This window comes from Blastococcus sp. CT_GayMR19 (assembly GCF_004570385.1).
GTDB lineage: Bacteria > Actinomycetota > Actinomycetes > Mycobacteriales > Geodermatophilaceae > Blastococcus_B.
In genome coordinates this window covers 305,880-329,364 of sequence record NZ_SPQL01000003.1, presented here as the reverse complement: position 1 = coordinate 329,364, position 23,485 = coordinate 305,880, and the positions used below count along the sequence as shown (strand labels likewise).

25 protein-coding genes are annotated in these 23,485 nt (G+C 73.9%); 11 read left to right on the top strand and 14 right to left on the bottom strand.

What is annotated here, in order from left to right; all coding sequences use genetic code 11:
* Nucleotides 1–11 precede the first annotated feature (11 nt).
* A complete protein-coding gene (locus tag E4P39_RS06520) occupies nucleotides 12–917 on the bottom strand; it encodes a serine hydrolase (protein WP_135135568.1) in 906 nt (301 codons plus the stop codon).
* Between the two features lie 97 nt (nucleotides 918–1,014).
* Entirely contained in the window at nucleotides 1,015–1,560 is a 546-nt protein-coding gene (locus tag E4P39_RS06515; protein ID WP_135135567.1) for a YbhB/YbcL family Raf kinase inhibitor-like protein, read from the bottom strand.
* A gap of 162 nt (nucleotides 1,561–1,722) precedes the next feature.
* Between E4P39_RS06515 and E4P39_RS06510 the strand changes: the two genes are divergently transcribed.
* Entirely contained in the window at nucleotides 1,723–2,469 is a 747-nt protein-coding gene (locus E4P39_RS06510; protein WP_135135566.1) for a beta-phosphoglucomutase family hydrolase, read from the top strand.
* A complete protein-coding gene (locus tag E4P39_RS06505; protein ID WP_135135565.1) occupies nucleotides 2,466–4,826 on the top strand; it encodes a glycosyl hydrolase family 65 protein in 2,361 nt (786 codons plus the stop codon). Before E4P39_RS06510 ends, E4P39_RS06505 begins: the two co-directional genes overlap by 4 nt.
* A 3-nt stretch (nucleotides 4,827–4,829) precedes the next feature.
* On the opposite strand, the gene E4P39_RS06500 is transcribed toward E4P39_RS06505, so the two are convergent.
* Nucleotides 4,830–5,534: a M50 family metallopeptidase gene (locus tag E4P39_RS06500; RefSeq protein WP_209306384.1), complete on the bottom strand. Its 705-nt coding sequence runs from the start codon at nucleotides 5,532–5,534 to the stop codon at nucleotides 4,830–4,832.
* Between the two features lie 187 nt (nucleotides 5,535–5,721).
* Between E4P39_RS06500 and E4P39_RS06495 the strand changes: the two genes are divergently transcribed.
* A complete protein-coding gene (locus tag E4P39_RS06495) occupies nucleotides 5,722–6,363 on the top strand; it encodes a LysE family translocator (RefSeq protein WP_135135563.1) in 642 nt (213 codons plus the stop codon).
* 6 nt (nucleotides 6,364–6,369) lie between these two features.
* On the opposite strand, the gene E4P39_RS06490 is transcribed toward E4P39_RS06495, so the two are convergent.
* Nucleotides 6,370–6,564 carry a hypothetical protein gene (locus E4P39_RS06490; RefSeq protein ID WP_135135562.1) on the bottom strand — a complete coding sequence of 65 codons (195 nt, stop codon included), beginning with the start codon at nucleotides 6,562–6,564 and terminating at the stop codon, nucleotides 6,370–6,372.
* Between the two features lie 139 nt (nucleotides 6,565–6,703).
* Nucleotides 6,704–7,066, bottom strand: coding sequence for a VOC family protein (locus tag E4P39_RS06485; RefSeq protein WP_135135561.1), 363 nt, complete (start codon nucleotides 7,064–7,066; stop codon nucleotides 6,704–6,706).
* A gap of 667 nt (nucleotides 7,067–7,733) precedes the next feature.
* Here E4P39_RS06485 and E4P39_RS06480 point away from each other — a divergent pair.
* On the top strand, nucleotides 7,734–7,955 hold the full coding sequence (locus E4P39_RS06480) for a hypothetical protein (protein ID WP_135135560.1): 222 nt from the start codon (nucleotides 7,734–7,736) through the stop codon (nucleotides 7,953–7,955).
* A gap of 11 nt (nucleotides 7,956–7,966) precedes the next feature.
* Here the strand turns inward: E4P39_RS06480 and E4P39_RS06475 are convergent, their stop codons facing one another.
* Nucleotides 7,967–8,371 carry a hypothetical protein gene (locus E4P39_RS06475; RefSeq protein WP_245159676.1) on the bottom strand — a complete coding sequence of 135 codons (405 nt, stop codon included), beginning with the start codon at nucleotides 8,369–8,371 and terminating at the stop codon, nucleotides 7,967–7,969.
* Nucleotides 8,372–8,443: 72 nt separating this feature from the next.
* Between E4P39_RS06475 and E4P39_RS06470 the strand changes: the two genes are divergently transcribed.
* The 6 genes from E4P39_RS06470 (at nucleotide 8,444) to E4P39_RS06445 (ending at nucleotide 14,069) form a co-directional block, all read left to right on the top strand.
* On the top strand, nucleotides 8,444–9,637 hold the full coding sequence (locus tag E4P39_RS06470; protein ID WP_135135559.1) for an aminotransferase class I/II-fold pyridoxal phosphate-dependent enzyme: 1,194 nt from the start codon (nucleotides 8,444–8,446) through the stop codon (nucleotides 9,635–9,637).
* Nucleotides 9,638–9,692: 55 nt separating this feature from the next.
* The gene (locus E4P39_RS06465) at nucleotides 9,693–10,469 is read left to right on the top strand and encodes a glycerophosphodiester phosphodiesterase (RefSeq protein WP_209306383.1); all 777 of its coding nucleotides are present in this window, start codon (nucleotides 9,693–9,695) and stop codon (nucleotides 10,467–10,469) included.
* On the top strand, nucleotides 10,454–11,344 hold the full coding sequence (locus E4P39_RS06460) for a lysophospholipid acyltransferase family protein (RefSeq protein ID WP_245159675.1): 891 nt from the start codon (nucleotides 10,454–10,456) through the stop codon (nucleotides 11,342–11,344). Before E4P39_RS06465 ends, E4P39_RS06460 begins: the two co-directional genes overlap by 16 nt.
* Before the next feature lie 82 nt (nucleotides 11,345–11,426).
* Nucleotides 11,427–12,803 carry an MFS transporter gene (locus E4P39_RS06455; RefSeq protein ID WP_135135557.1) on the top strand — a complete coding sequence of 459 codons (1,377 nt, stop codon included), beginning with the start codon at nucleotides 11,427–11,429 and terminating at the stop codon, nucleotides 12,801–12,803.
* On the top strand, nucleotides 12,800–13,543 hold the full coding sequence (locus E4P39_RS06450) for a thymidine kinase (RefSeq protein ID WP_245159674.1): 744 nt from the start codon (nucleotides 12,800–12,802) through the stop codon (nucleotides 13,541–13,543). The genes E4P39_RS06455 and E4P39_RS06450 overlap by 4 nt, the downstream gene beginning before the upstream one ends.
* Nucleotides 13,544–13,724: 181 nt before the next feature.
* Complete coding sequence (locus tag E4P39_RS06445; protein ID WP_135135556.1) at nucleotides 13,725–14,069, top strand: RNA polymerase-binding protein RbpA; 345 nt, start codon at nucleotides 13,725–13,727, stop codon at nucleotides 14,067–14,069.
* Between the two features lie 139 nt (nucleotides 14,070–14,208).
* Here E4P39_RS06445 and E4P39_RS06440 read toward each other — a convergent pair whose 3' ends face one another.
* The 3 genes from E4P39_RS06440 to lnt all read right to left on the bottom strand — a co-directional run bounded on the left by E4P39_RS06440 (nucleotide 14,209) and on the right by lnt (nucleotide 17,182).
* Nucleotides 14,209–14,733: an FxsA family protein gene (locus tag E4P39_RS06440; RefSeq protein WP_135135555.1), complete on the bottom strand. Its 525-nt coding sequence runs from the start codon at nucleotides 14,731–14,733 to the stop codon at nucleotides 14,209–14,211.
* A gap of 62 nt (nucleotides 14,734–14,795) precedes the next feature.
* A complete protein-coding gene (locus E4P39_RS06435) occupies nucleotides 14,796–15,569 on the bottom strand; it encodes a polyprenol monophosphomannose synthase (RefSeq protein ID WP_135135554.1) in 774 nt (257 codons plus the stop codon).
* The gene (gene lnt, locus E4P39_RS06430) at nucleotides 15,566–17,182 is read right to left on the bottom strand and encodes an apolipoprotein N-acyltransferase (protein WP_135135553.1); all 1,617 of its coding nucleotides are present in this window, start codon (nucleotides 17,180–17,182) and stop codon (nucleotides 15,566–15,568) included. Before lnt ends, E4P39_RS06435 begins: the two co-directional genes overlap by 4 nt.
* Nucleotides 17,183–17,922: 740 nt before the next feature.
* Here lnt and E4P39_RS22205 point away from each other — a divergent pair.
* Complete coding sequence (locus tag E4P39_RS22205) at nucleotides 17,923–18,069, top strand: hypothetical protein (protein WP_167761650.1); 147 nt, start codon at nucleotides 17,923–17,925, stop codon at nucleotides 18,067–18,069.
* 87 nt (nucleotides 18,070–18,156) lie between these two features.
* Here E4P39_RS22205 and E4P39_RS06425 read toward each other — a convergent pair whose 3' ends face one another.
* From E4P39_RS06425 to E4P39_RS06405, 5 genes are all read right to left on the bottom strand, one after another.
* Nucleotides 18,157–18,546 carry a hotdog domain-containing protein gene (locus E4P39_RS06425; RefSeq protein WP_135135552.1) on the bottom strand — a complete coding sequence of 130 codons (390 nt, stop codon included), beginning with the start codon at nucleotides 18,544–18,546 and terminating at the stop codon, nucleotides 18,157–18,159.
* On the bottom strand, nucleotides 18,543–19,283 hold the full coding sequence (locus E4P39_RS06420) for an OAM dimerization domain-containing protein (protein WP_135135551.1): 741 nt from the start codon (nucleotides 19,281–19,283) through the stop codon (nucleotides 18,543–18,545). The genes E4P39_RS06425 and E4P39_RS06420 overlap by 4 nt, the downstream gene beginning before the upstream one ends.
* On the bottom strand, nucleotides 19,276–20,871 hold the full coding sequence (locus tag E4P39_RS06415; RefSeq protein WP_135135550.1) for a lysine 5,6-aminomutase subunit alpha: 1,596 nt from the start codon (nucleotides 20,869–20,871) through the stop codon (nucleotides 19,276–19,278). Before E4P39_RS06415 ends, E4P39_RS06420 begins: the two co-directional genes overlap by 8 nt.
* Nucleotides 20,872–20,956: 85 nt before the next feature.
* On the bottom strand, nucleotides 20,957–22,459 hold the full coding sequence (locus E4P39_RS06410; protein ID WP_135135549.1) for an amidohydrolase family protein: 1,503 nt from the start codon (nucleotides 22,457–22,459) through the stop codon (nucleotides 20,957–20,959).
* Nucleotides 22,453–23,484, bottom strand: a complete 1,032-nt coding sequence (locus E4P39_RS06405; protein ID WP_245159673.1) for an L-erythro-3,5-diaminohexanoate dehydrogenase — start codon at nucleotides 23,482–23,484, stop codon at nucleotides 22,453–22,455. The genes E4P39_RS06410 and E4P39_RS06405 overlap by 7 nt, the downstream gene beginning before the upstream one ends.
* Nucleotide 23,485: the final 1 nt, after the last annotated feature.

The following is a 23,485-nucleotide window of genomic DNA, read 5'->3' as shown; positions in this document are numbered from 1 at the left end:
GAGCTCGGTCGTCAGGGCTGATGCGGGAGCGGGATGGCCGCCGCGGCCGTCGTCAGCGCTGATGTCGCCTCGGCGTAGCCGACGGACCGCGGCACCTCGCTGAGCAGGACCACGATGCGGCCGCCGACGACGGCGACGGAGTGCAGGTGCCGGTTGCCGCTGACGCAGCACATCCAGCCCTGCTTCACGGCGGGCAGACCCGGGGCGGTGCCGAACAGGCCGAAGCTCTGGTCGAAGCCGTCGGCGGCCACGGGGGTCGCGGTGCGCATCCAGACCATGAGCGTCCCGGCGTCCGCGGGGTGGGCGACCGCCGGGAGCCGGGCGAGGAACTGGGCGAGGTCACGCGCCGTCGTCGTCGACTGCCCCCATTGGCCCGGGACGGCGGGGGGTGCGGTGCCGGTCAGTCCGTAGCGGGCCGCCACGGCGGTCACCGCGCCCGCCCCGCCGAAGCGCACCCAGAGGGAGGAGGCGGCCGGGTCGTCGGAGTGCCGGATCATCGCCTGCAACTGCCGGAGGTCGGCGGGACCGAGCGTGAGCTCCCCGATCCGTGCCCGGTGCAGGATGTCCTCGGCCAGGAAGAGCTTGACCATCGAGGCGGCCGGGAACGGGCGAGCCGCCGCGTCGCCGTTGTCCGCCGTGTCGCCGTTGTCCGCCGCGTATTGGGCGGAGCGCGCCTCGGCCGCCGCGGACGACGACGACCCCGCGACCGGGGTGTACTGGTGGGCCACGGCCACCCCCAGAATGCCGATGCCCGGGTATGCCGACGTGACCGCCGCTACCAGTTCCGAGCCGGGCGGGCCCTGGGCGCCGGCCCGCCCGGCGGGCACGAGCACCGCGCCGGCCAGGAGAAGGGCGAGCACGACCGACGGCAGCCGTGCACGTCTGGCGTGCTGGGCTGGGCAGCCGACCGGGGCCATGTCCCCATGGTGCGCCCCGGACGCAACCGTGCTGCAGCTTTCATGGAACCGTTGTGTGTCGATTCCGTTGCGCGCTCGCGCGGTGGCAGAGGAGTTGTCAGCTCTCCTCGTAGGTCGCGACCAGCGTGGCGCGCGCCAGCGTGTGGAAGAACAGGTTGAACCCGAGGACGGCGGGCGTGGTGTCCGCGGTGACGTCGAGGGTGTCGGTGTCGACGGCGTGCACGACCACGAAGTACCGGTGCGGGCCGTGCCCGGACGGTGGCGCCGCACCCACGTAGCCGGCGAAGCCGCCGTCGTTGCGCAGCTGGAGCGCCCCCGTGGGCAGGTTCTCGCCGCCCTGGGCGCCGGCACCCGCCGGCAGCTCGGTGACCGAGGCCGGGATGTTCGCCACGGCCCAGTGCCAGAAACCGCTCGCGGTCGGGGCGTCGGGGTCGTACACCGTCACGGCGAAGCTCCTGGTGCCCTCGGGGAACCCCGACCAGGACAGCTGAGGGGAGCGGTCCTCGCCGCCGGCGCCCATCACCCCGCTCACCTGCGGCAGCGGCAGGACCGCCCCGTCGGACACGTCACTGCTGGTGACCGTGAAGCTCGGTACCTGGGGCAGGAAGTCGTACGGGTCGGGCGGCGTCGGCCGGTCGCGCATGGCGGTTCTCTCCTCGGTCCGGGGGCATTCTTCCCGGAGCGACCCTAGGCAGGTGTGCCCGTGGCCGCCCGTCGACCGTGCGACGAAGGTGCACAGCGAGTCGATACGCGACTGCAGCCGTTCCGACACGTGCGGGCGGCTCCCCGCCGGTAGCGTCGCACCGTGCCAGCTCCCGGGCCTTTCGGCCTACCGGACTCGATCCGCGCCTGCCTCTTCGACCTCGACGGTGTGCTCACCCGCACGGCGACCGTGCACTTCGCAGCCTGGAAGCGCACGTTCGACGAGTTCCTCCGTGCCCACGCGGCAGGGACGGCAGAGTTCAGCCAGGCCGACTACAACGCCTACGTGGACGGCCGGCACCGGGCCGACGGTGTCCGGGGCTTCCTCGCCAGCCGCAGCATCGTGCTGCCGGAGGGTGCCCCGGGTGACCCCGCCGACGCCGCCACCGTGCAGGCCATCGCCACCCGCAAGAACGAGCTCGTGCTGCGCGAGCTGGAGGAGCACGGCGTCGAGGTCTACGAGGGATCGGTCCGCTACCTGCGGGCGGTCAAGGAGGCCGGCCTGGCCACCGCCGTGGTGACCGCGTCGGCGAACGGCGCGCAGGTCATCGCCGCCGGCGGTTTCGCCGACCTCATCGACGTCCGCGTGGACGGCATCACCGCGGCCCGGGACCACCTGCGCGGCAAGCCGGAGCCGGACACGTTCCTCGCCGGCGCGCGGGCCCTGGGCGTCGAGCCTGCCGAGGCAGTGGTCTACGAGGACGCGCTGTCCGGCGTGGCCGCGGGCCGGGCGGGCAGGTTCGGGTTCGTGGTCGGGGTGGACCGGGTCGGGCAGGCCGCACAGCTCGCCGAGATGGGTGCCGACGTCGTCGTCCAGGACCTCTCCGAGCTGCTCGGGAACGGCTCATGACGGAGGGGCGGGCGACCTTCCCGATCGAGCCGTGGTCGCTGACCGAGATCGGCCTGGACCACGCCTCGCTCGGCGTCCACGAGTCGGTGTTCGCGCTGGCCAACGGGCACATCGGCATGCGCGGATCGTTCGAGGAGGGCGAGCCGGTCGTCGTCCCTGGGACCTACCTCAACGGGTTCTTCGAGGAGCGGCCCCTGCCGCATGCCGAGACCGGCTACGGGTTCCCGGAGATGGGGCAGACGGTCGTCAACGTGACCGACGCCAAGCTGATCCGGCTGCTGGTCAAGGACTCCCCGCTCGACCTCAACTACGGGGAGGTCGTCGAGCACCGCCGGACGCTCGATCTGCGCGGAGGCGTCCTCCGGCGGACGACGGAATGGCAGTCGCCGGGCGGCCGCACGGTGCGCGTGACGAGCACCCGGCTGGTCTCGCTCGTCCGCCGGTCCATCGCCGCGATCCAGTACCAGGTCGAGGTGACCGACGACCTCGGCGATCTCTACGTGGCCCTGCAGTCGGATCTGCTGGCCAACGAGGCCGGTCACGGCAGCGGTGGTGACGATCCGCGGGCTGCGGCGGCGCTCGCCAAGCCCCTGCAGTGCGAGCAGGCCGTCGCCCGCGGGCGGCGGGCCGTGCTGGTGCACCGGACCAGGCGCAGCCGGCTGCGCGTCGCCGCCGGCATGGACCACGTGCTCGAGATCCCCGACACGAGCACCGAGGACATCGAGGCCAGCGGCGACCTGGCCCGGTACACGCTGGCGGCGCGGATCCCGCCCGGGGGCGTGCTCAGGCTGACCAAGTTCATCGCCTACGGCTGGTCCTCGCGGCGGTCGGACGCCGCGGTCCGCGACCAGGTGGAGGCCTCGCTGGCGACGGCCAAGCTGGCCGGCTGGGACCGGCTGGTCCGGGAGCAGCGCGAACTGCTCGACCAGCACTGGGACGAGTGCGACGTCGAGATCGAGGGGGACGACGAGCTCCAGCAGGCGGTGCGGGTGGGGATGTTCCACGTCCTGCAGGCCGGGCTGCGCGGGGAGCGCCAGCCGATCCCGGCGAAGGGGCTGACCGGCCCCGGGTACGACGGGCACACCTTCTGGGACACCGAGACCTACGTGCTGCCGGTGCTCACCTACACCGCACCGCACGCCGTCCGTGACGCGCTGCGGTGGCGGCACTCGATCCTGGACATGGCCCGGGAGCGGGCGCGTGTGCTGGGACTGAACGGGGCGGCGTTCCCCTGGCGGACCATCCGCGGCGAGGAGACGTCGGGCTACTGGCCGGCGGGCACGGCCGCCTTCCACATCAACGCCGACATCGCCGACGCCGTCGTCCGGTACTACAACGCGACCCTCGACGACGACTTCGACCGCGACTTCGGGGCCGAGCTGCTGGTCGAGACGGCGCGACTGTGGGCCTCGCTCGGGCACTTCGATCCCGAGCACGGCTTCCGCATCGACGGCGTGACCGGGCCGGACGAGTACACCGCGGTCGTGGACAACAACGTCTACACGAATCTCATGGCCCAGCGGAACCTGCGTGAGGCGGCCGAGGCGGTGCGGCGGCAGCCCGAGGTGGGTGGCCGGCTGGCGGTCACCGCGGACGAGGTCGAGGTCTGGCTGCGTGCGGCGGCGCTCATGGCGGTGCCCTACGACACCCAGCGCGGGGTGCACATGCAGTCCGACGCCTTCACCCACCACGAGGAGTGGGACTTCGGGAACACGCCGCCGGAGCGCTATCCGCTCCTGCTGCACTATCCCTACTTCGACATCTACCGCAAGCAGGTCGTCAAGCAGGCGGACCTGGTGATGGCGCTGCACTTGCGTGGCGACGCGTTCACCCTCGAGGAGAAGATCGCCAACTTCGCCTACTACGAGGCCCGGACGACCCGCGACTCCTCGCTGTCCGCGACCCAGCAGGCCGTCGTCGCGGCGGAGACCGGGCACCTGCAGCTGGCCCACGACTACTGGGGCGAGGCGGCGCTCACCGACCTGCAGAACCTGCACCACAACGCCGGGCACGGCCTGCACATCGCCTCGATGGCGGGAGGCTGGACGGTCGCCGTCGCCGGCTTCGGCGGGCTCCGTGACCACAACGGCGAGCTGACCTTCGGACCGCGGCTGCCTCCGCGCATCACCCGCATGCGGTTCCGGGTGGTCTACCGGGGCCGGCGGCTCACCGTGGCGGTCACCCCGGACAAGGCGACCTACCGGCTGGAGGACGGCGAGCCGCTGGACATCCGCCACCACGGCCGCCAGGTCACGGTCGGGCACGAGGACCTGACCCTGGACATCCCGCCGCCGCCGCAGGTGGACCGGGTGCGGCAGCCCGCCGGCTGCGAACCCCGGCGACGCAGCCGGGGATAGCGGCTAGACCAGCAGCCAGCGCCCGCCGAGGACCAGCGCGCCGACGTCGACGACCAGGAAGAACCCGACCCAGACCAGGGCCGGCAGGCCGGTGAGGCGGGCCAGCTGGTCGGCGTCGGAGTCGGGCGCGCGACGCCGTCGACGGGCCGACTGCAGCTCCAGCACGGTCCGGGGCGCGGCCAGCAGCAGGAACCAGGTTGCGAGGGCGGCGAAGGCTGCCTGCCCCTCCGGCGGCAGCCACCAGGTGGCGGCGAACACCACGCCGCCGGTGACCAGCACCGACCACAGGCCGTACCAGTTGCGGATCTGGACCAGGAGGAGCGCCAGGAGCGCCAGCAGGGCCCAGAGCAGGCCGATGGCGTGCCCCGAGGCGAGCAGGGCGGCCGCGCCCAGCCCGAAGAGCCCCGGACCGGTGTAGCCCGCCGCGCAGGTGAGGACCATACCGAGGCCCGTCGGCCGCCCGGCCGAGACGGTGAGCCCGGAGGTGTCGGAGTGCAGCCGGATCCCCGAGAGCCGCCGTCCGGAGACCAGCGCGGCCACGCCGTGCGCCCCCTCGTGGGCGATCGTGACGACGTGCCGGGTCGACCGCCAGAGAACGGGGGAGAGGACCAGCAGGGCCGCGACAGCGGCCGCCCCGAGCAGGACGCCGGCCGGTTGCTCGGGCACGGTGGCGGTGACCTGGGCCCAGAACCGCCCGAGGATCTCCACGGTCGGCTCCTCCGGGTTCATGGTGCGGGTAGCGGCTGGAGCCAGCAGTCAACCGCACCGACCTGGGGACGCCGGCGCATGCCGCCCGTGTCGTGCGGGGGACTGCGGCACGCCGCACACCTGCGGGACGTCCCGGTTTCGGGATAACCGTTCGAGGGCGGGGGAGGGGAGTGCGAGCATCTGGGGCGTGGACGTCCTGACCTCGCTCGGCGCCTTCGTGCTCGCGGTCCTGCTGATCTCGGCGTCCCCGGGGCCGGCCATGGCGTTGATCTTCCGACGGGCCGCGCTGCGCGGGCTGCGGGGCGCCGTCCCGACCGTGCTTGGCCTCGAGCTGGGGCTGTACCTGTGGGCGCTGTTCGCCGGGATCGGCTTCGCGGCCCTCGTGGCCGCGTCCGAGGTGGCCTACCTGGTGCTGCGCGTGGTGGGTGCCGCCGTCCTGCTCGTGCTCGGCTTCCGGGCGCTGCGCACCGCGTGGCGCGACCGAGGGACGCCGGTCCCGGAGGCAGCCCCGGAGCCGGTGGCCGGACGCCGCCGGTGGTGGGGCGCCTTCGTCGAAGGTGTGGTGGTGCAGCTGGCCAACCCGAAGGCCGCCGTCTTCATGATCGCGTTCTATCCGCAGTTCGTCCCGGCCGAGGGCCCGGTGTTCGCGACGACGGCCCTGCTCGGCCTGCTGCAGATCACGATCGAGACGGCCCTGTACCTCGCCCTCGCGGCCGGGGTGGCGCGGGCAGGCGCGTGGTTCCGGAGGCCGTGGATCCGGCGGCGGCTCGAGGCCGTCAGCGGAACGGTCCTGATCGGTCTCGGCCTGCGGGTCGCCGCCAGCCCGTGACCGGTATCAGTTGCCCGGCTTGACGGCCTTGCCGCGTTCCTTCGCCGCCTCGTCGGCCTCGTAGGCGCGTGGGACGGCGGAGGCGGTGCCCGCGTCGTCCGTGCCGGGTGTCGCGGGCTTGGCGGTCAGGTTGCCCGGTCCAGCGGACGGCGTGCCGGCCGGCTCGTCGCGCTCATCGGTGTCGGGACGCTGCTCGCTCACGGGTCCTCCTCGGTTCGACGGTCTTCCCGGGCCGCTACCCGCCGACAGGGCGGGGAACCGGTGCACGACGGACCGGCCACGGGCGCGGTGCTTCGAGCGCTTGCGTCACCGTGACGAAAGGTGCCCCGGTCGGCGGGCATCACCGGGTCTGGGTCAGGTTGACGACGTTCCCGTCGGGGTCCTTGATGTGCGCGACCCGCTGACCCCACGGCATGTCGTTGGCCGGGGAGGGCGCCTGCCCGCCGAGCGGTTCCACGTTCGGCAGCAGTGCGTCGACGTCGGGCACCTCGATGCTCAGCAGCATCCGGCCGGGTTCGCCGGAGACCACCGATGCGTCGGACGACAGACCCAGCTCGGAGTCGCCGAGTGCGAGGCCGACGTAGAAGACCGGGCCGTCGTCCGGGAAGCGCATCACCTCGTGGGCGCCCAGCAGGCCGGTGTAGAAGGCGAGCAGCCGGTCGAGATCGTTGCTGACGATGATCGGTCGGAGCGTGCTGGGCATGAGTCCTCCAGGTCGGTGCGAGCGGCAGCGGCGCGGTGTCCTGCAGACAAGGACCGCGCGCGGACGCCGGAATCGTCGGTCGGGCCGACCGCGGCGTCACGCGAGCCCGGCGTCGTGGACGCAGCGACCGTGTCGGGGGGCAGTCGAGGGGAGGCCTTCGATGTGATCTCCCGGCCGCGGCTTCCAGTCGAGTTGACATAATGTGCATTATCGGCGCACGGTCCAGCGGCCCGGGAAGGGGTTGACGATCTTGATCGCCCGCTTCCGGGTCGGCTCGCTGCGCCGCAGGAACCGTCGAGTCACTTCCACCCGGCTCGCACGCGCATCGACCGCGACTGGTGGCCGCCCGCCGGCCGTGTCTCGTCGCGGTCGGTGGCCGGCCGGCTCCCGGCCCCGGGCGTCCCGGTTGGGCGCCGGCCCGCAGGCTCGGCTTCCTCAGCTTCCCGCCACCACTCCCCTGTCTGTTGATCTTGCTCATTTCGATCTTGATCGATCGTCCGGTTCGGCGCACCGGAGGCGCCGGGACCGGCGCTCAGGGCTCGAACTCCCCGCTCCGCCACGCTCCCCCCACCCCGCCAGTCCGGGGCCATTGCGTCACTGTGACGCAATGGCGGTGATGTCGGTGGCTCGACGGGCGCTGGACCGTGGTGCTTCGTAGGGTCGGGGTATGCAGATCCGACGTCCGATCGCCGCCTTGTTCACCGCGCTGGCACTGTTCGGGGGCGGCCTCACGACGACCGCCTGTCAGGGGGCCGGTGACGATCAGAGCGACGGCACGACCGACAGCGGCAATCCGGAAAGCAGTGAGAGTCAGAAGAGCCTGCCGGACAACAGCGATCCCGAGCCGGAGGGCGAGGACTCGAACGACGACTCCCAGGACCCGGACTGAGCGCAGGCCCGTCAGCCGGCGCGTTCGGTGACCCAGAGCCGGTCGAGCTTCCCGGTGGTGTGCAGCAGGTCGGCCAGTGAGCGTTCCAGCTCGGCCTTCGTCGGGCGTTCGCCGAGCAGGGTCTGGACGTCCTCCAGCGCGCACCGCAGCTGGTACAGCCGATCCTGGAGGCTGTCGAGCTCGGCACGGGACACCAGCACGACGTCCCCGGGCAGCCCGGCCTTCGTCGTCGCCGCGCGCTGCTCGTAGGCCCGCTGCCGGCACGCCTGACCGCAGTACAGCCGCGGCCGCCCGATCGACCCCTGCTCCGGCAGGACGCGCCGGCACCAGCCGCACCGTCGTGATTCGCCACTCCCCCCGCGGGGGACCGGCGCAGGGAGAACGTCCGTCGATCCCGGCGCCTGGTCGTGTGCCACGCCCGGCACGGTAGACGTCAGAGCCGACAGGTTCCGCAGAACACGCCAGAACGACGCGCGGGAGGATCCAGGATGGCCGGACCCGAGTCCGCGGACGGTGCGTCCGCCGTCCCGGCGTTCGACGGCCTCACCGAAGAGGGGCTCCGCGCCGGGGGCAGCCTCAAGTGGGCGCGGTACGGCACGGCGATCGGCGCGTGGGTGGCGGAGATGGACCTCGGGACCGCCCCCGCCGTGACGCAGGCGCTGCACGACGCGGTCGACGCCGGGCGGTTCGGCTACCTCCCGACGCGGACGGCCGAGGAGATGGCGCGCGCCTGCTCCGGCTGGCACGCCCGTCGGTACGGCTGGGACGTGCCTCCGGAATGGCTCAGCCCGCTGCCCGACGTCATCGCCGGCCTGCAGGCGGCCATCGAGCACTTCACCCCGCCGGGCAGCCCCGTCGTCCTCCCCACCCCGGCGTACATGCCCTTCCGCACCGTGCCCGGCCTGCTGGGACGGGACCTGATCGAGGTCCCGATGGTCGAGCGCGACGGCCGCGCCACGTACGACCTGGACGGCATCGACCGCGCGCTGCGCGCCGGTGCCGGGCTGGTCGTCCACGTCAACCCGCACAACCCGCTGGGCCGCGTCTTCACCGCGGAGGAGCAGCTCGAGCTGGCGGCGGTGGTCGACCGGGCGGGGGCGCGGGTCTTCTCCGACGAGATCCACGCCCCGTTGGTGCACCCCGGCGCCGTGCACCGGCCCTACGCCTCCCTCTCCCCCGTCACGGCCCGCCACGCGCTGACGGCGACCTCGGCGTCCAAGGCGTGGAACCTGCCGGGCCTCAAGGCGGCACAGCTCGTCCTGTCCGACGCCGCCGACGTCGAGCACTGGGCCCGGGCCGGGTTCCTGTACGGGCACGGCGCGTCGACGCTCGGCGTCCTGGCTGCGACGGCCGCCTACGACGCGGGCAGCGAGTGGCTGGACGGCGTCCTGACCTACCTCGACGGCAACCGGCGGCTGCTCGGGGACCTGCTCGCCGAGCGGCTGCCGGAGGTCCGGTACCGGCTCCCGGAGGGCACCTACCTGGCCTGGCTGGACTGCCGGCGGCTCGGCCTGCCCGGCTCGGCGGGCGAGTTCTTCCTCGACCGGGCGGGTGTGGCGCTCGTCGACGGGCCGGAGTGCGGAGCGCCCGGTGCCGGACACGTGCGGCTCAACTTCGCCACCGGCCGAGCCGTGCTCACGACCATGGTCGACCGGATGGCGGCCGCGACCAGGGCGTCCTGAGGACGGCGCCCGGGGCGTCGCAGCCGGCTCCGGACGGTCCCACTAGCGTGACGGCGTGGCTGCCGCGCGTTATGCGTTCCTGGACGCGCCCACGCCCCTGGCGATGGCCCACCGCGGTGGCGCGATCGAGCACCTCGAGAACACGATGCCGGCCTTCCAGGCCTGCGTGGACCTGGGATACCGCTACCTCGAGACGGACGTGCGGGCGACCGCCGACGGCGTCCTCGTCGCCTTCCACGACCCCACCCTGGCGCGGGTGACCGACCGCAGCGGTCGCGTGGAGCACCTGCGCTGGGCGGAGGTCGCGGAGGCACGCATCGGCGGGCGCGAGCCGATCCTGCGCCTCGAGGACCTGCTCGGCGCGTGGCCCGATGTCCGGTTCAACCTCGACATCAAGGCGGCCGGTGTCCTGTCCTCCCTGGTCCGGCTGGTGCGCCGGATGGACGTCGTCGACCGCATCTGCGTCGGTTCGTTCTCCGACGCCCGGATCGCCGCCGCCCGTCGCCTCTTCGGGCCGGCCGTCTGCACGTCGCTGGGCCCCCGGGGGGTGGCCGCGCTGCGGCTGTCGTCGTACTCCCCGCGGGCCGCGAACCTGATGCGCATCCAGGCCGGCTGCGCCCAGGTGCCGCTGCAGCTCGGCGGGCGGGCGCTGGTCGACGAACGGTTCGTCGCCGCTGCCCACGAACGCGGCCTGCAGGTCCACGTGTGGACCGTCGACGACCCGGCGGAATGCACCGCCATGCTCGACCTCGGCGTCGACGGGATCATGACCGACCGGCCGGCCATGCTCCGCGAGCTCCTGGAGAAGCGCGGCGAGTGGGCGCCCCGGTGAGCGACGGCGGCCGGTGGCCCCGCACCCCGCCGCTGCCGGAGGATCTCGCCCGCCTGGTGCGGCCGCACGACCCCGACTGGTTCGCCCGCGAGATGGCGATCGCGGCGGCGCCCCCGTGGTGGTTCTGGCGGTTCCTGCTGCGGCGCTTCTCCTGGCTGGTCGGCATCTTCGGCTCCGTCGAGGTCACCGGCGGGGTGCCGGAGGAGCTGCGACGCGGCCCGCTGCTCCTCGCGGCCAACCACATCGGGGACTTCGATCCGTTCGTGATCGCGGTCGCGTTGCACCGGGTCGGGGTGATCCCGCGGATCATGGCCACCGGCGGCATCGTCTCCGCGCCGCTCGTGGGACCCCTCCTGGAGCGGACCGGCGCCATCCGGGTCGAGCGCGGCACCGAGCTCGCCCGGCACGCCGTCCGGGTGACGGAGGTGGCCCTGGTGCAGGGCGGCCACGTCGTCGCCTATCCCGAGGGGCGGATCGGGCTCACGCCGGACGGCTGGCCCGAGCGCGGCCGCACCGGCATGGCCCGGCTGGCCCTCGGCCTGGGCGTTCCGGTGATCCCGGTGAGCCAGTGGGGAGCCCACGAGGTGCTCCAGTACCGCAACGACCTCGGCAAGGTGCGCACGCTGGTCAGGGCGATCGTGCGGCGGCCGGCACTGCGGGTGCACGTCGGGCCGCCGGTGGTCCTGGACGACCTGCGAGTCGGCCGGGTGGGCGACGCCAACCGGGCCCGCTACCGCATCGCGGCGGCCATCACCCGTGGTCTGGTGCCGCTGCGCGACGCCGAGCGGGACCGGCCCGCCTACCTCGATCCCACGCGCCCGACGACGGCCGTCGCCGCCTTCCCCGGGGGCGTCGTCCCCGACGACCTCCCGTGAGCAGACATCGCTCGGGTGGACATCGGGTGACAGGGACCGGTCGGTGCTGGACCGGCGGACCGGCGGCTGAGAGCCTGCGCCGGTGACCACTGCCCCGCCCACGGCCGGATCGCCGCCCGCCGTCCCGCCGGTCGACCGCGCCCTCAAGCGGGAGCGCTTCGGGTGGTACTCCTACGACTGGGCGATGTCGGTCTTCAACACGTCGGTGACGACCGTCTTCCTCGCCCCGTACCTGACGGCGATCGCGGAGTCGGCGGCGGACGCCGACGGACGCATCCACCCGCTGGGCATCAGCGTGCCGCCGGGCAGCTTCTTCGGCTACGTCCTGTCCCTGTCGGTGCTGCTGCAGGTGCTCGTCCTGCCCCTCACCGGCGCGATCGCGGACCGCAGTGGCCACAAGCGCCAGATGCTGGCGACCTTCGCCACGCTGGGCTCCCTGTGCACGATGGCGATGTTCTTCGTCGCCGATCAGCGGTACCTGCTGGGCGCGGCCCTGTTCATCGTGGCCAATCTCTGCTTCGGCGCCGCCACGGTCGTCTACTACTCGTGGCTGCCCGACCTCGCCGGACCCGACGAGCGGGACGCCGTCTCCAGCCGGGGCTGGGCGTTCGGCTACCTCGGTGGGGCGCTTCTGCTGGCCGTCAGCCTCGGGCTGTTCACCCAGTACGAGAGCCTGGGGCTGACCGAGGGCGAGGCCGTCCGGATCTGCCTGGCCTCGGCCGGCGTCTGGTGGGCCGGGTTCACCGTCGTCAGCGTGACCCTGCTGCGCAACCGCCGTCCCCGCGAGGTCGTGGGCGACCCCCGCGGCGGAGCGCTGTCGGGAGGCTTCCGTCAGCTCGGGTCCACCCTGCGCGATCTGCGGCGGTATCCGCTGACGCTGTGGTTCCTCGGCGCGTACCTGCTGTTCAACGACGGCGTCCAGACGATCATCGGGGTGTCGGCGCAGTACGGGAAGGAGCAGCTCGAGCTCTCCCAGACGACGCTGGTCTCCGCGATCCTGCTGGTCCAGGTGGTCGCCTTCTTCGGGGCGCTGGCGCTCGGCCGGATCGCGGCCGTCATCGGTGCCAAGCGCACCGTCCTGGGCGCGCTGGTGGCCTGGACCGGGGTCCTGGTCGCGGCGTACTTCCTCGAGGCCGGCGCCGCGGTGCAGTTCTACGCGCTGGCCGTGGTCATCGGCTTCGTCATGGGCGGCACCCAGGCGCTGTCCCGCTCGCTGTTCAGCCAGCTGATCCCCCCGGGCAAGGAGGCGGAGTACTTCGGCTTCTACGAGATCAGCGACCGCGGCACCAGCTGGCTCGGCCCGTTCCTCTTCGCCCTCACCTACCAGTTCACCGACTCCTACCGGTACGCGATCTTCAGCCTCGTCTTCTTCTTCGTCGTGGGCGGGTTCCTCCTGGCCAGGCTGAACATGCGCCAGGCCATCGTCGAGGCCGGCAACACCCCGCCGGAGCGCGTGTGACCCCGCTGGAGACCGCTCCTCTCACGCGGCCCGGGCCCGCCGTCGTCCCGGCCTCCGGGGACCGTCGCCGGCACCCGGCGCCGGCGCACCTGACGTTCTTCCACGGGCCGATGGACTGCGGGAAGTCGACCCTCGCGCTGCAGGTCGACCACAACCAGAGCCGCCAGGGCCGGCACGGCCTGCTGGTGACCCAGGGCGACCGCTCGGCGGCCCCGCGGATCAGCTCGCGGGTGGGGCTCTCCCGCGACGCCGTCGAGATCGACGCCGGCACCGATCTGCGGCTCCTCGTGCGCACTCGCTGGGCCGACGGTGCCCGCGTCGACTACCTGATCGTCGACGAGGCCCAGTTCCTCACCGCGGCCCAGGTCGATCAGCTGGCCGAGCTCGTCGACGAGTCGCACGTGGACGTCTACGCGTTCGGGCTGACCACCGACTTCCGCACCCGGCTGTTCCCGGGCACGCAGCGGCTGCTGGAGATCGCCGACGACATCCAGCGGGTCCAGGTGGAGGTCCTCTGCTGGTGCGGGCTCCCCGGGCTGCTGAACGCCCGCGTCGTCGACGGCGCCATGGTCAGCTCCGGGGAGACGGTCGTGGTGGCCGACACCGCACCGGCCGATCCACCCGGCGATAACCCCGTCGGCTCCCCCGCCGTGCGCTACCAGGTGCTCTGCCGGCGGCACTACGTCCGGCGCGAACTCGGCCCCACCGCCGCCGGTCCGGGGCAGCTCGCCCTCCCCTGATCACCCTTCCGGGGGGCGCGGCCTGCCCGGAACCCACTCCATGCGATGATGAACAACTGATTCGACGGAATCTCGGAGGGATTTCTGTCGTTCATCTCTGTGACTCCCCGGTTCGTGGGTATGCCCACGGTCGCCGGACACATGGGTCCCGACCGATACCACGACGAGAGGACGGTGTGCCATGGGCGAGCGTTCATTGCGCGGCAGCCGACTGGGCAGTGTCAGCTACGAGACCGAGCGGAACACTGCCCCGATCGAGCGGCAGTACGCCGAGTACCGCTGCCCGTCGGGCCACCTCTTCACGGTGCCCTTCGCCGACGACGCCGAGCTCCCCGACACGTGGGAGTGCAAGTTCGACGGCGGTGCAGCCAAGCTCGTGGGCGGCGCGGAGCCGGCCCCCAAGAAGGTCAAGCCCCCGCGCACCCACTGGGACATGCTGCTCGAGCGTCGTTCCGTCGAGGACCTGGAAGAGGTCCTCTCCGAGCGCCTCGAGGTGCTCCGCGGGCGGCGTACGCGCGCCAGCTGATCCAGCTGTTCCAGAACGGCCCCGGTGGATCCCCACCGGGGCCGTTCTGCGTCTCCTGACGCCGCTCTCCGGTTGATCATCGTCTCGAGGCGCGATGACGCGCCGTCCGCCGGCGTGTCGTCGTGCACGCAGACGATGATCAACTCACCGGGGGGCGGTCCTCCGGGACGTCGCGGACGATCTCGCCCTCGATGACCAGGGGCGTCATCCGTGTGCTCCCGCCGGCGGCCGGACCGCCCAGCGGCTCCGTCCGGGCGCTGCGGACGCGCACCGGCGGGCGCAACGCCACCGGGATCCGCCCGATCACGAACCGGGTCAGCGCGGCACGCACGAGGCCCCGGGTCCCGGGCAGCAGGCAGAGCAGCCCGAGGACGTCACCGAGGAAGCCGGGCAGCACCATCAGCAGCCCACCGACCGCCACCAGGCCGGCGTCCCCGAGTTCCCGGCCGGCGGCCTGACGCGACCGGGCACGGTCCCGCAGCTCGGTCAGGGCGCGGGTGCCCTGTCGGGCCAGGAGCAGCCAGCCGAGGGCGCTGGTGGCCAGCGTGGCGAGCAGGGTCCAGCCGATCCCGATCCACCCCGCGACGACGAGGAACACGGCCAGCTCGGCCAGGACGGCCAGCCCGACGAACAGGCGCAACCGGCCTCCAACGACGCGTGCCACAGGTCCCGCCTCTCTCGCCCCGATCGGGGCGGGCGACCGGCGGCCCGCCTACCGGGCCGCGCTCACCGCCCGCCGTCGCGGGTCCGCGCCGGTACGGGCCGCGGGATCCGGCCGGGCAGCCAGTCGGCCAACCGGTCCTGCAGACCCCACACGGTCACGCGCACCAACGCTTCCCCAACGATCGAGCCGCTCATCTTGCTCCGCCCGAACCGCCGCTCGGCGAAAGTGATCGGCACCTCGGTCACGCGGGCACCGGAACGGACCGCCCGCCAGGCCCAGTCGACCTGGAAGCAGTAGCCCTCGCTGGCGACGTCGTCGAAGTGCAGCCGGTCGATCAGCTCGCCGCGGGCGGCCCGGTAGCCGCCGGTCGCGTCGGAGAGCGGCAGCCGGAGCGCCCACCGGGTGTACCGGTTGCCCACCCGGGACAGCAGGAGCCGGTGCGCCGGCCAGTCGCTCACCCCGCCGCCGGGGACGTACCGCGAGCCGAGCACCAGGTCCGCCGTCGCCAGTCCGTCGAGCAGCCGGGGCAGCTGCTCGGGCGCGTGCGAGCCGTCGGCGTCCATCTCGACGAGGACGTCGTAGCCGTGCTCCCGGGCCCAGCGGAACCCCGCCACGTACGCGGGCCCCAGGCCCCCCTTCCCGGGCCGCCGCAGGACGTGCACGCGCGCGTCCGCCGCCGCGAGCTTCTCGGCCAGCTCCCCGGTCCCGTCGGGCGAGCCGTCGTCGACGACGAGGGCGTGCGCGGCCGGCACGCTCGCGTGCAGCCGCGTGAGGATCGGCTCGAGGTTCTCGACCTCGTTGAACGTCGGGACGATGACCAGGACGCGGTCGCTCATCGCCCCCTCCCCCGCCGCAGCCGGGACAGCGCGGCGACCAGCACGGCGCCCGCCCCCAGAGCGCTCAGGGCCCACTCCGGGACGGCGCCGAGCCGCTGGGCCACCGTGACGGTGTCGCGCTGGGCGATCTCCTCGACGAACACCGCCGGGGTGAACAGCGACGAGGAGCGGGCGACCGTCCCGTCGGGTGCGACGATCGCGGAGATGCCGCTGGTGGCCACCACCGCGACCGTGCGGCCGAACTCGACCGCCCGCAGCCGGCTCATGGCCAGCTGCTGCTCGCTCTCGTCGGTGTACCCGAACGTCGCGTTGTTGGTCTGGACGACGAGCATCCCGGCGCCGGCGTCGACCACGTCGTGCACCAGGCCGTCGTAGACCACCTCGAAGCAGATGAGATCGCCGATCCGGGCGCCGGCGATGTCGAGCACCCCGACCTCGTCGCCGGCGTACTGGTCGGTGACGCGGTCGACGTCCGCGCTGATGTTCCGGACGAGCGAGCGGGCGGGTACGTACTCGCCGAACGGGACCGGATGCCGCTTGACGTACGTGTCCCCGGGGCCGTCGTCGGGATCCCACACGATCGCCGTGTTGCTGATGAAGCGCCCGGGCCCCTGGACGACGGCGCCCACCAGGATCGGCGCATCGATCGCGCGGGCGGCGCGGTCGATCTGCTGGAAGGCGTCCTCGTTGCGGTAGGGGTCGATGTCGGAGCTGTTCTCCGGCCAGAGCACCACGTCCGGCTGCGCCTCCTCCCCCGCGGCCACGTCGGCGGCGAGGTCGAGGGTCTGCTGGACGTGGTTGTCGAGGACGGCGCGGCGCTGGGCGTTGAAGTCGAGCCCCGCCCTCGGCACGTTCCCCTGGATGACGGCCACGGTGGTCGTGGGCCCGCCCTCGACCAGCGACGAGCCGGGCAGCGGCAGCCAGGCCAGCGCACCCACCGCCGGGAGGGCGAGCGCGGCGACCGCGGTTCCGGCCACCGTCCGCCACTCCCCCTGCGCCGCTGCGTCGGGGGCCGAGCGCGCCCGATGCACCGCGAGCGCCGCCGCGGCCAGCAGCGTGCCCGTCAGGGCGACGGCGAAGGTCACGAGCGGCACGCCGCCGTAGGCGGCCAGCGACAGCAGCGGTCCGTCGGTCTGACTGGACCCGAGCCGACCCCAGGGGAACCCGCCCAGGATGAACCGCCCGCGCAGCGCCTCGACGGCGACCCAGAGCGCCGCGGCCCACAGCGGCCACCACCGGAGGCGGACGACCAGGGCGGTGGCGCCGCCGAGCAGCGCGAGGTGCAGCGCCTCGAAGACGGCCAGTGCCAGCCAGGGAACGGGCCCGACGTAGATGCCGGTCCAGGAGAGCAGGGGCACGAAGAAGGCGAGGCCCATGACGAGGCCGAGCCACAGGCCCGACCGGAACCGCGAACCGCGGATGGCGAGCGCCAGGGCGGCGGGGGCGAGGACGGCCAGAGCCGTCAGGTGGTAGCCGGGGAACGCGAGGACGAGCACCAGTCCGCCGGCGGCCGCCAGCAGGGTGCGCCAGGGCCATCGACGTGCGGTCGCCGTGCCCTCGGCCGCCGGTCGAGCGGGGATGCGCACCGCCGGCCCCGCTGCTCCTGCCGGCACGCCACGCCTCCCGGGAACCTGCCGCCGGGCGTGCCCGGGATACCTCCCCGAGCCGGTCGGACGGGGTCCGGACCGCCGCGCCGATGGCCGCGGTCCCGACCCAGCATCCCACTCCGGCCCGTCCAGGCGGGCGCGTCGTCGATCCCGGCCCGGACGTGCTGCGGCTGTCCTCGTCCGGGTCAGCGCCGACGGCCGCGCGCGAGCCGGTCCGCACCTTCGGGCCGGACGGCCGGTCGCTGGGGGCGATCGGCGCGACCGTTGTCTGATGGGGCGGACGACGTGCGCGCTCCGCCGGGTGCCCGGTCGCGTCCTCCGGCCGGGCGTGGGGCCTCCCTCGGCCCGGCAGCGCACGGGGACGGCGCGCGCGGCGCCGCGTCCCGTGCTGGCCGGGGGGCCCGCACGACGCGATCCGGAGGAGCACGCTCGGTGCTCCCGGATGGAACTGCAGCGACTGTAGGAACCGCGTCGCCCGGGAGCCGGTTCCGCGGGATCCGCGAGCCGTAGTGTGACCGGATCGTTACGCAGCGCTCAGTGGAGGGCTCCGAGACGCCGCCGGTGGGCCGGCATGACGGGGGCGCTCCCGGGGCCGTGGGCCGCTCCCCGACGGCGTCCACACGGGGAGCCGGTCGCGGCCGCGTCATGTGGCACCGGCCAGGGGGTCGTCACGGGTGGCGTCCCCGTACCCGGGCTCGCGGCCCGGGGTTCCGCCCCAGGCTCCGACCACCGAAGGAGCGGTGACCGTGACCGAGTTGGCGTGGGTGCTGAGCGCGTGGGCGGTCGTCGCCGGAGGCGTCGTGGTCTGGTTCGGCGACGCCCTGGCGGTGCTGGAGGCCCGCGGGGCCGGCGTCCCGACCGGAGTGCCTGCGGCTGCTGCCGGCACGATGTGATCGCCCCGAGCAGACCGGGCCAGGGGACGCCTGCACCCAGTGCCCGTGCGGAGGCTTCCGCCGCACCTGCTGAGCGGCCGGTCCGGGTCAGGCGGCTGGGACGACGAGGGTCGCGGTGGCCTCGACGACGATCTCGGGGGTGTCGAGCATCCGGGCCGCCGACGCGCCGCGCTCGGGCTCGGCCCGGGCCACGACCTGCGCCGTGCACCGCAGCTCCCGGCTGCGGCGGCCGACGCGCGTGACCTCGACGGTCGCCTCCAGGACGTCGCCGGCGCGCACCGGCCCGAGGAAGCGGACCGCCGAGTAGCCGGCCAGCAGTCCCTCGTCGCCGTCCATCCGGATCGCGGCCTCGGTGGCGACGTCCCCGAACATGCCCAGGGTGTACGCGCCGTCCACCAGCGACCCGCCGTAGTGGGCGTGCGCGTGGGGCACGTAGCGGCGGTGGGTGACGGTCAGGCCGAGCCGGGGGTCGTTCATGCGGGCTCCTCGACGAGTGCGTGGATCAGGTAGCTGGCGACCTCGCCGGGCGTCGTCCCCCGGCCGAAGACCTTGTCGACGCCGAGGTCGGCGGCCATCGCCGGGTCGAAGCGCGGGCCGCCGACGACGAGCAGCGGGCGGGACTCCCCCATCGCCTCGCGGAAGGCGGCGGCGAGCTCCCGGGTGTTGCGGAGGTGGGCGTCCTTCTGGGTGACCACCTGGGACACGAGGACGGCGTCGGCCCGGGCGGCACGGGCCCTGGTGACCAGCTCGGGCACCGTCACCTGCGCCCCGAGATTCGTCACGGCCATCTCCCGCAGGTACTCCAGGCCCTTCTCCCCCGCGAAGCCCTTGACGTTGAGGATCGCGTCGATGCCGACCGTGTGGGCGTCGGTGCCGATGCACGCGCCGAGCACGACCAGCTTCCGGTTCAGCCCCGTGCGGATGGCGCCGTTGATCTCCGAGGACGACAACAGCGGGTAGGCCCGCTCCTCCACCACGACGGCGTCGAGGTCGACGAGGTGCCGCACGCTGCCGTAGACGACGAAGAACGTGTAGCCGCTGTCGATGGCGTGGCTGTGCACCACCATCGCCGGCTCGATGCCCATCTTGTTCGCCAGCTGCAGCGCGGCACCCTCGGCCTTCGGGCCGGCGGGCACGGGCAGGGTGAACGACGTCTGCACCATCCCGTCGCCGGTCGTGTCGCCGTAGGGCCGCACGATGCTGCCGTCAGGCATGGGAGGCCTCCTTCTGCAGCAGCTCCAGGGCCGGGTTGTAGGCGCCGGCGGCGAGCTCGACGACGCCGTCCAGACCCTTGCCGCCGTCGATCGGCCGCTTGGTGATGCCGAAGGTGCCGTCGGCGATCGCGTCCATCAGTCCGCGGCGGCGGTCGGCGATCCGCTCCAGCAGGTCGACCGACTCGCGCAGCACGGTGTGCGCCCGGCGGTCGATGAACCCGCCCTTCGGCGGATGGAAGTCCTCGGCCAGGTTGCCGGCGGCGTTCAGCACGTACTCCACGTTGCGCAGCGCGAGGTCCCGGTCGGACAGCCACGGGGTGACGACGGCCTCGGTCATCATGCCGACGAGCAGGATGCCCTGGCCGGTGAGCGCCCCGGCCAGGTTGAAGAACCCGTCGAGCAGGTAGCCGCGGAAGACGTCGCCGGTCATGTGCTTGGTCGGCGGCATCCACTTCAGCGGCGCGTCCGGGAACAGGCTCCTCGCCAGCAGGGCGTGGGCGAGCTCGAGGCGGAAGGACTCCTCGCGCTCCGGCTGGATCTCGAAGGCGTGCCCGAGGCCGAGCTGCCAGTCCTCGAGGCCGGCCTCCTTGGCCAGCGTCTCGTTGAGCAGCTGGCTGACCGTGACGGTGTGCGCCTCGTCGACGGCGTCGGCGGTGGTGAGGTAGTTGTCCTCGCCGGTGTTGATGATGATCCCGGCGCGGGCGTGCACCATCCGGCTGAACCGCTGGTCGACGAAGGTGCGTCGCGGGTTGATGTCGCGGAAGAGGATCCCGTACATCGCGTCGTTGAGCATCATGTCCAGCCGCTCGAGACCGGCCAGGACGGCGATCTCCGGCATGCACAGGCCGCTCGCGTAGTTCGTGAGGCGCACGTAGCGGCCGAGCTCCGCGCTGACGTCGTCCAGGGCGGCCCGCATGAGCCGGAAGTTCTCCTGGGTGGCGTACGTGCCCGCGTAGCCGGTGCGGGTGGCGCCCTCGGGCACGTAGTCGAGCAGCGACTGCCCGGTCGAGCGGATGACGGCGATGACATCGGCCCCGGCGCGGGCCGCGGCCTGGGCCTGCGGGATGTCCTCGTGGATGTCGCCGGTGGCCACGATCAGGTAGATCCAGGGACGGCGGGGCGGATCGCCGTGCGTCGCGACCAGCTCCTCGCGGCGCCGGCGGTTGCCGTCGATCCGCGCGATCCCTTCTGCCGCGGCGGCCTGCGCCGCCTCCCGCGCGCGCTCGACTGCCGCGCCGTCGGGCAGCTCGAACCTCGCGGTCCCCGCGCCGACCTGCTCGGCGAGTGTCTGCAGGTCCGGCGCCGTCCCGGAGGTGAGCGCGTGCCAGACGGGCAGCGCGACGCCGTGCTCGAGCCCGACCTGGTCGCGCACGGCGTCCACGACCCGGTTCACCCAGGGCACGCGGTCCTCCGTCCTCCCCTCCCCCGTCACCGGGTCGGTGCCGGTGAGCCCGGCCAGCCGCAGCACCGCCCGCTCGACGGACACGGTCGTGTGCCGGTGCGCCAGGTCGATCACCGGCTGCGCGGCGAGGGCGGCGAGCTCCCGCGCCCGCGCCACCAGGACGGGGTCGAGGTCGAGCCGGGTCATCGGGCCGTCCCCCTTCCTCCGCTTTCGGTACCGAGAGCGGGGGCGCGCTCCGCAGCTTTCGGTACCGAAAGCTGGAGTGGGCGGGTCATGGGAGGGCTCCGAGCGGTTCGCCGCTCACGAGCAGCAGGCGGCAGGCCGGCCTCGCCCGGTCGCCGAGGACGGCGGACAGGGTCTGTGCCGTCTCCCAGAGGGCGAGGGAGGCGGGCGCCCCGACGGCGAGTGGACCCTCCGGGTGCTCGGAGCGGGCGGCGTACCGGCCGCCGTGGGTGGCGGCGTCGAACGCGTCGAACGGGCGGAGGCCGGCGCCGTCGGTGCGGTGGTCGACGGCGGCGTGCACCCCGCCCCACGGGTCGAGCGGGGTGACCGGCGCGTCGCTGCCGAGCGCCAGGGCCACGCCCGCGTCGGCGAGGTCGGCGAAGGGGTTGCAGGCCACCGCGCGGGCGCCCAGGCGCTCGGCGTACATGCCGGCCGTGCCACCCCAGGCGGCGTCGAAGGCGGGCTGGATGCTCGCCACCATCCCCCAGTCCGACATCCGGGCGATGTCGGCGCCGCCGATCATCTCCACGTGCTCCAGCCGGTGCCGGCAGGCCCGGACGGCCGCCGGCCCGAGCTCGCCGACGACCGTGCCGACGGCGTCGAGCACCTGGCGCACCGCGGCGTCCCCGATGCAGTGGAACCCGGCCTGGATCCGTGCCTCCGTGCAGGCGCGCACGTGGTGGACGAGCGAGGCGGTCTCGAACCGCAGCGCGCCCGCGGTCTCCGGCCGGTCGGTGTACGGCTCGCTCAGCGCCGCGGTGTGCGAGCCGAACGCCCCGTCGCAGAACAGGTCTCCCCCGGCGCCGGCCAGGCCCAGCTCGTGGACGACGTCCAGCCCACCGCGCTCGGCCAGCTCGCCCCAGTAACCGAGCACCTGCGGGGCGGGCTCCGCGGCCAGCGCGAGCAGGGCGGCGAGGTCGTCGGCGCCGGACACCTCGGGCCCGGCCATCTCGTGCAGGCTGCCGATACCCAGGGCGGCCGCCGCGGCCAGCGTCGCCCGCTGCGCGGCCCGGCGCTGTTCCGGACCGACCGCACCGTAGGCGGCCCGGCGCGCGGCGTGGTGCGCGTCGAGGCGGAGCCGGCCGTCCGGTGAGTAGCCGGGCAGCTCCGCGATGCCCGGCACGAGGTCGAGCAGCCCCGTGGAGACCGTCGCCGAATGGACGTCGACCCGGGCCACGTAGACCGGCCGGCCGCCGACCGCGGCGTCGAGATCGGCCCGGGTGAGCCCCCGTCCCTCCGGCCAGCCCGTCTCGTCCCAGCCGGTGCCGAGCACGATGCCGGCGGGTGCCGCCGCAGCATGGTCGACGATCTGCCGGAGCGCGGCGGCAAGGCTCGAGCTCGAGTGGAGGTCGAGACCGCTGAGAGCCAGGCCGGTCGCGGTGGCGTGGACGTGGGCGTCGACGAAGGCGGGGGTGAGCAGGGCTCCCTCCCCCGCGATCACGCGGTCGGCGGCCGGCGCGCTGCCGGCCGGGCCGAGCCAGGCGATACGGCCGTCGACGACGTGCACCGCGCGGCCGGGCCGGTCCTCGATCGTGACGTCGGTGATCAGCATCCGGTCACCCGCGGATCGAGAAGGGCCCGCACGCCCGGGGTCGCGCGGTACAGGTCGAGGGCCAGCGCGGCGTGGCCGGGCGTGTAGCCGTTGCCGACGAGCATGGTCACGTCCGCCGCCATCCCCTCCGCGCCCAGGGCCGCCGCCGCGAACGACGTCGCCATGGAGAAGAAGACCACGGTGCCGCCGTCGGCCGTCGCGAGGATCGCGCCGTGCTCGGCGCCCGGGACGTTGACGCAGACGACGGTGACGTCGGCGGGGTTCCGCACCGCGGCCGCGACGGACAGCGGGTCGGTGGCGTCGGCGACCACGACGCGGTCGGCCAGTCCGGCGGCACGCAACGCCGCGGCCTCGGCCTCGTGCCGCACCAGCCCGGTGAGCTCGGTGGCCCCCGCCGCGCGGGCGGCGGCGAGGCTCAGGCAGCCGGACTTGCCGGCGGCGCCGAGGACGGTGACCGAGCGCGCTCCGGTCCGCGCCACGACGCGGGCGGTCGCGGCGGGCGCGCCGCAGACGTCGAGGACGGCCAGGGACACCGCGTCGGGCAGGTCGTCGGGCAGCGCGGCGGCGATCGAGCGGGCGAAGAGGATGGCGGTGCCGGCGGCCGGGACCTGTTCCGAGCGCCCGTCCCATCCGGACAGGTCGTCGGTGATCGCCAGCGGCGTGAGCGTCAGGGAGACGAGGGTGGCGACCCGCTGGCCGACGGCGAGTCCGAGCGGCGACTCCGGGCCGACGGCGTCGACGACGCCGATGAGCATGCCGCCCGACCCGGTGACCGGGTTCTGCATCTTGCCGCGGGCACGGACGATCTCCAGGACGGCCGCCCGGACCGCCTCGCCGTCGCCGCGGCAGGCCTCGGAGAGCTGGCGGAACGAGGCGGCGTCGAGGTTCAGTCGCTGTACCGAGACGCGCACCTCGTCGGGCCCGATGGCCGGGTCGGCGTCCAGCCGCTGCGCCGCCTGCGGCAGCACACCGACCGGCTCCAGCACCCGGTGCACCCCGAGGGCCCGTGCTGCCGATCGACGCACG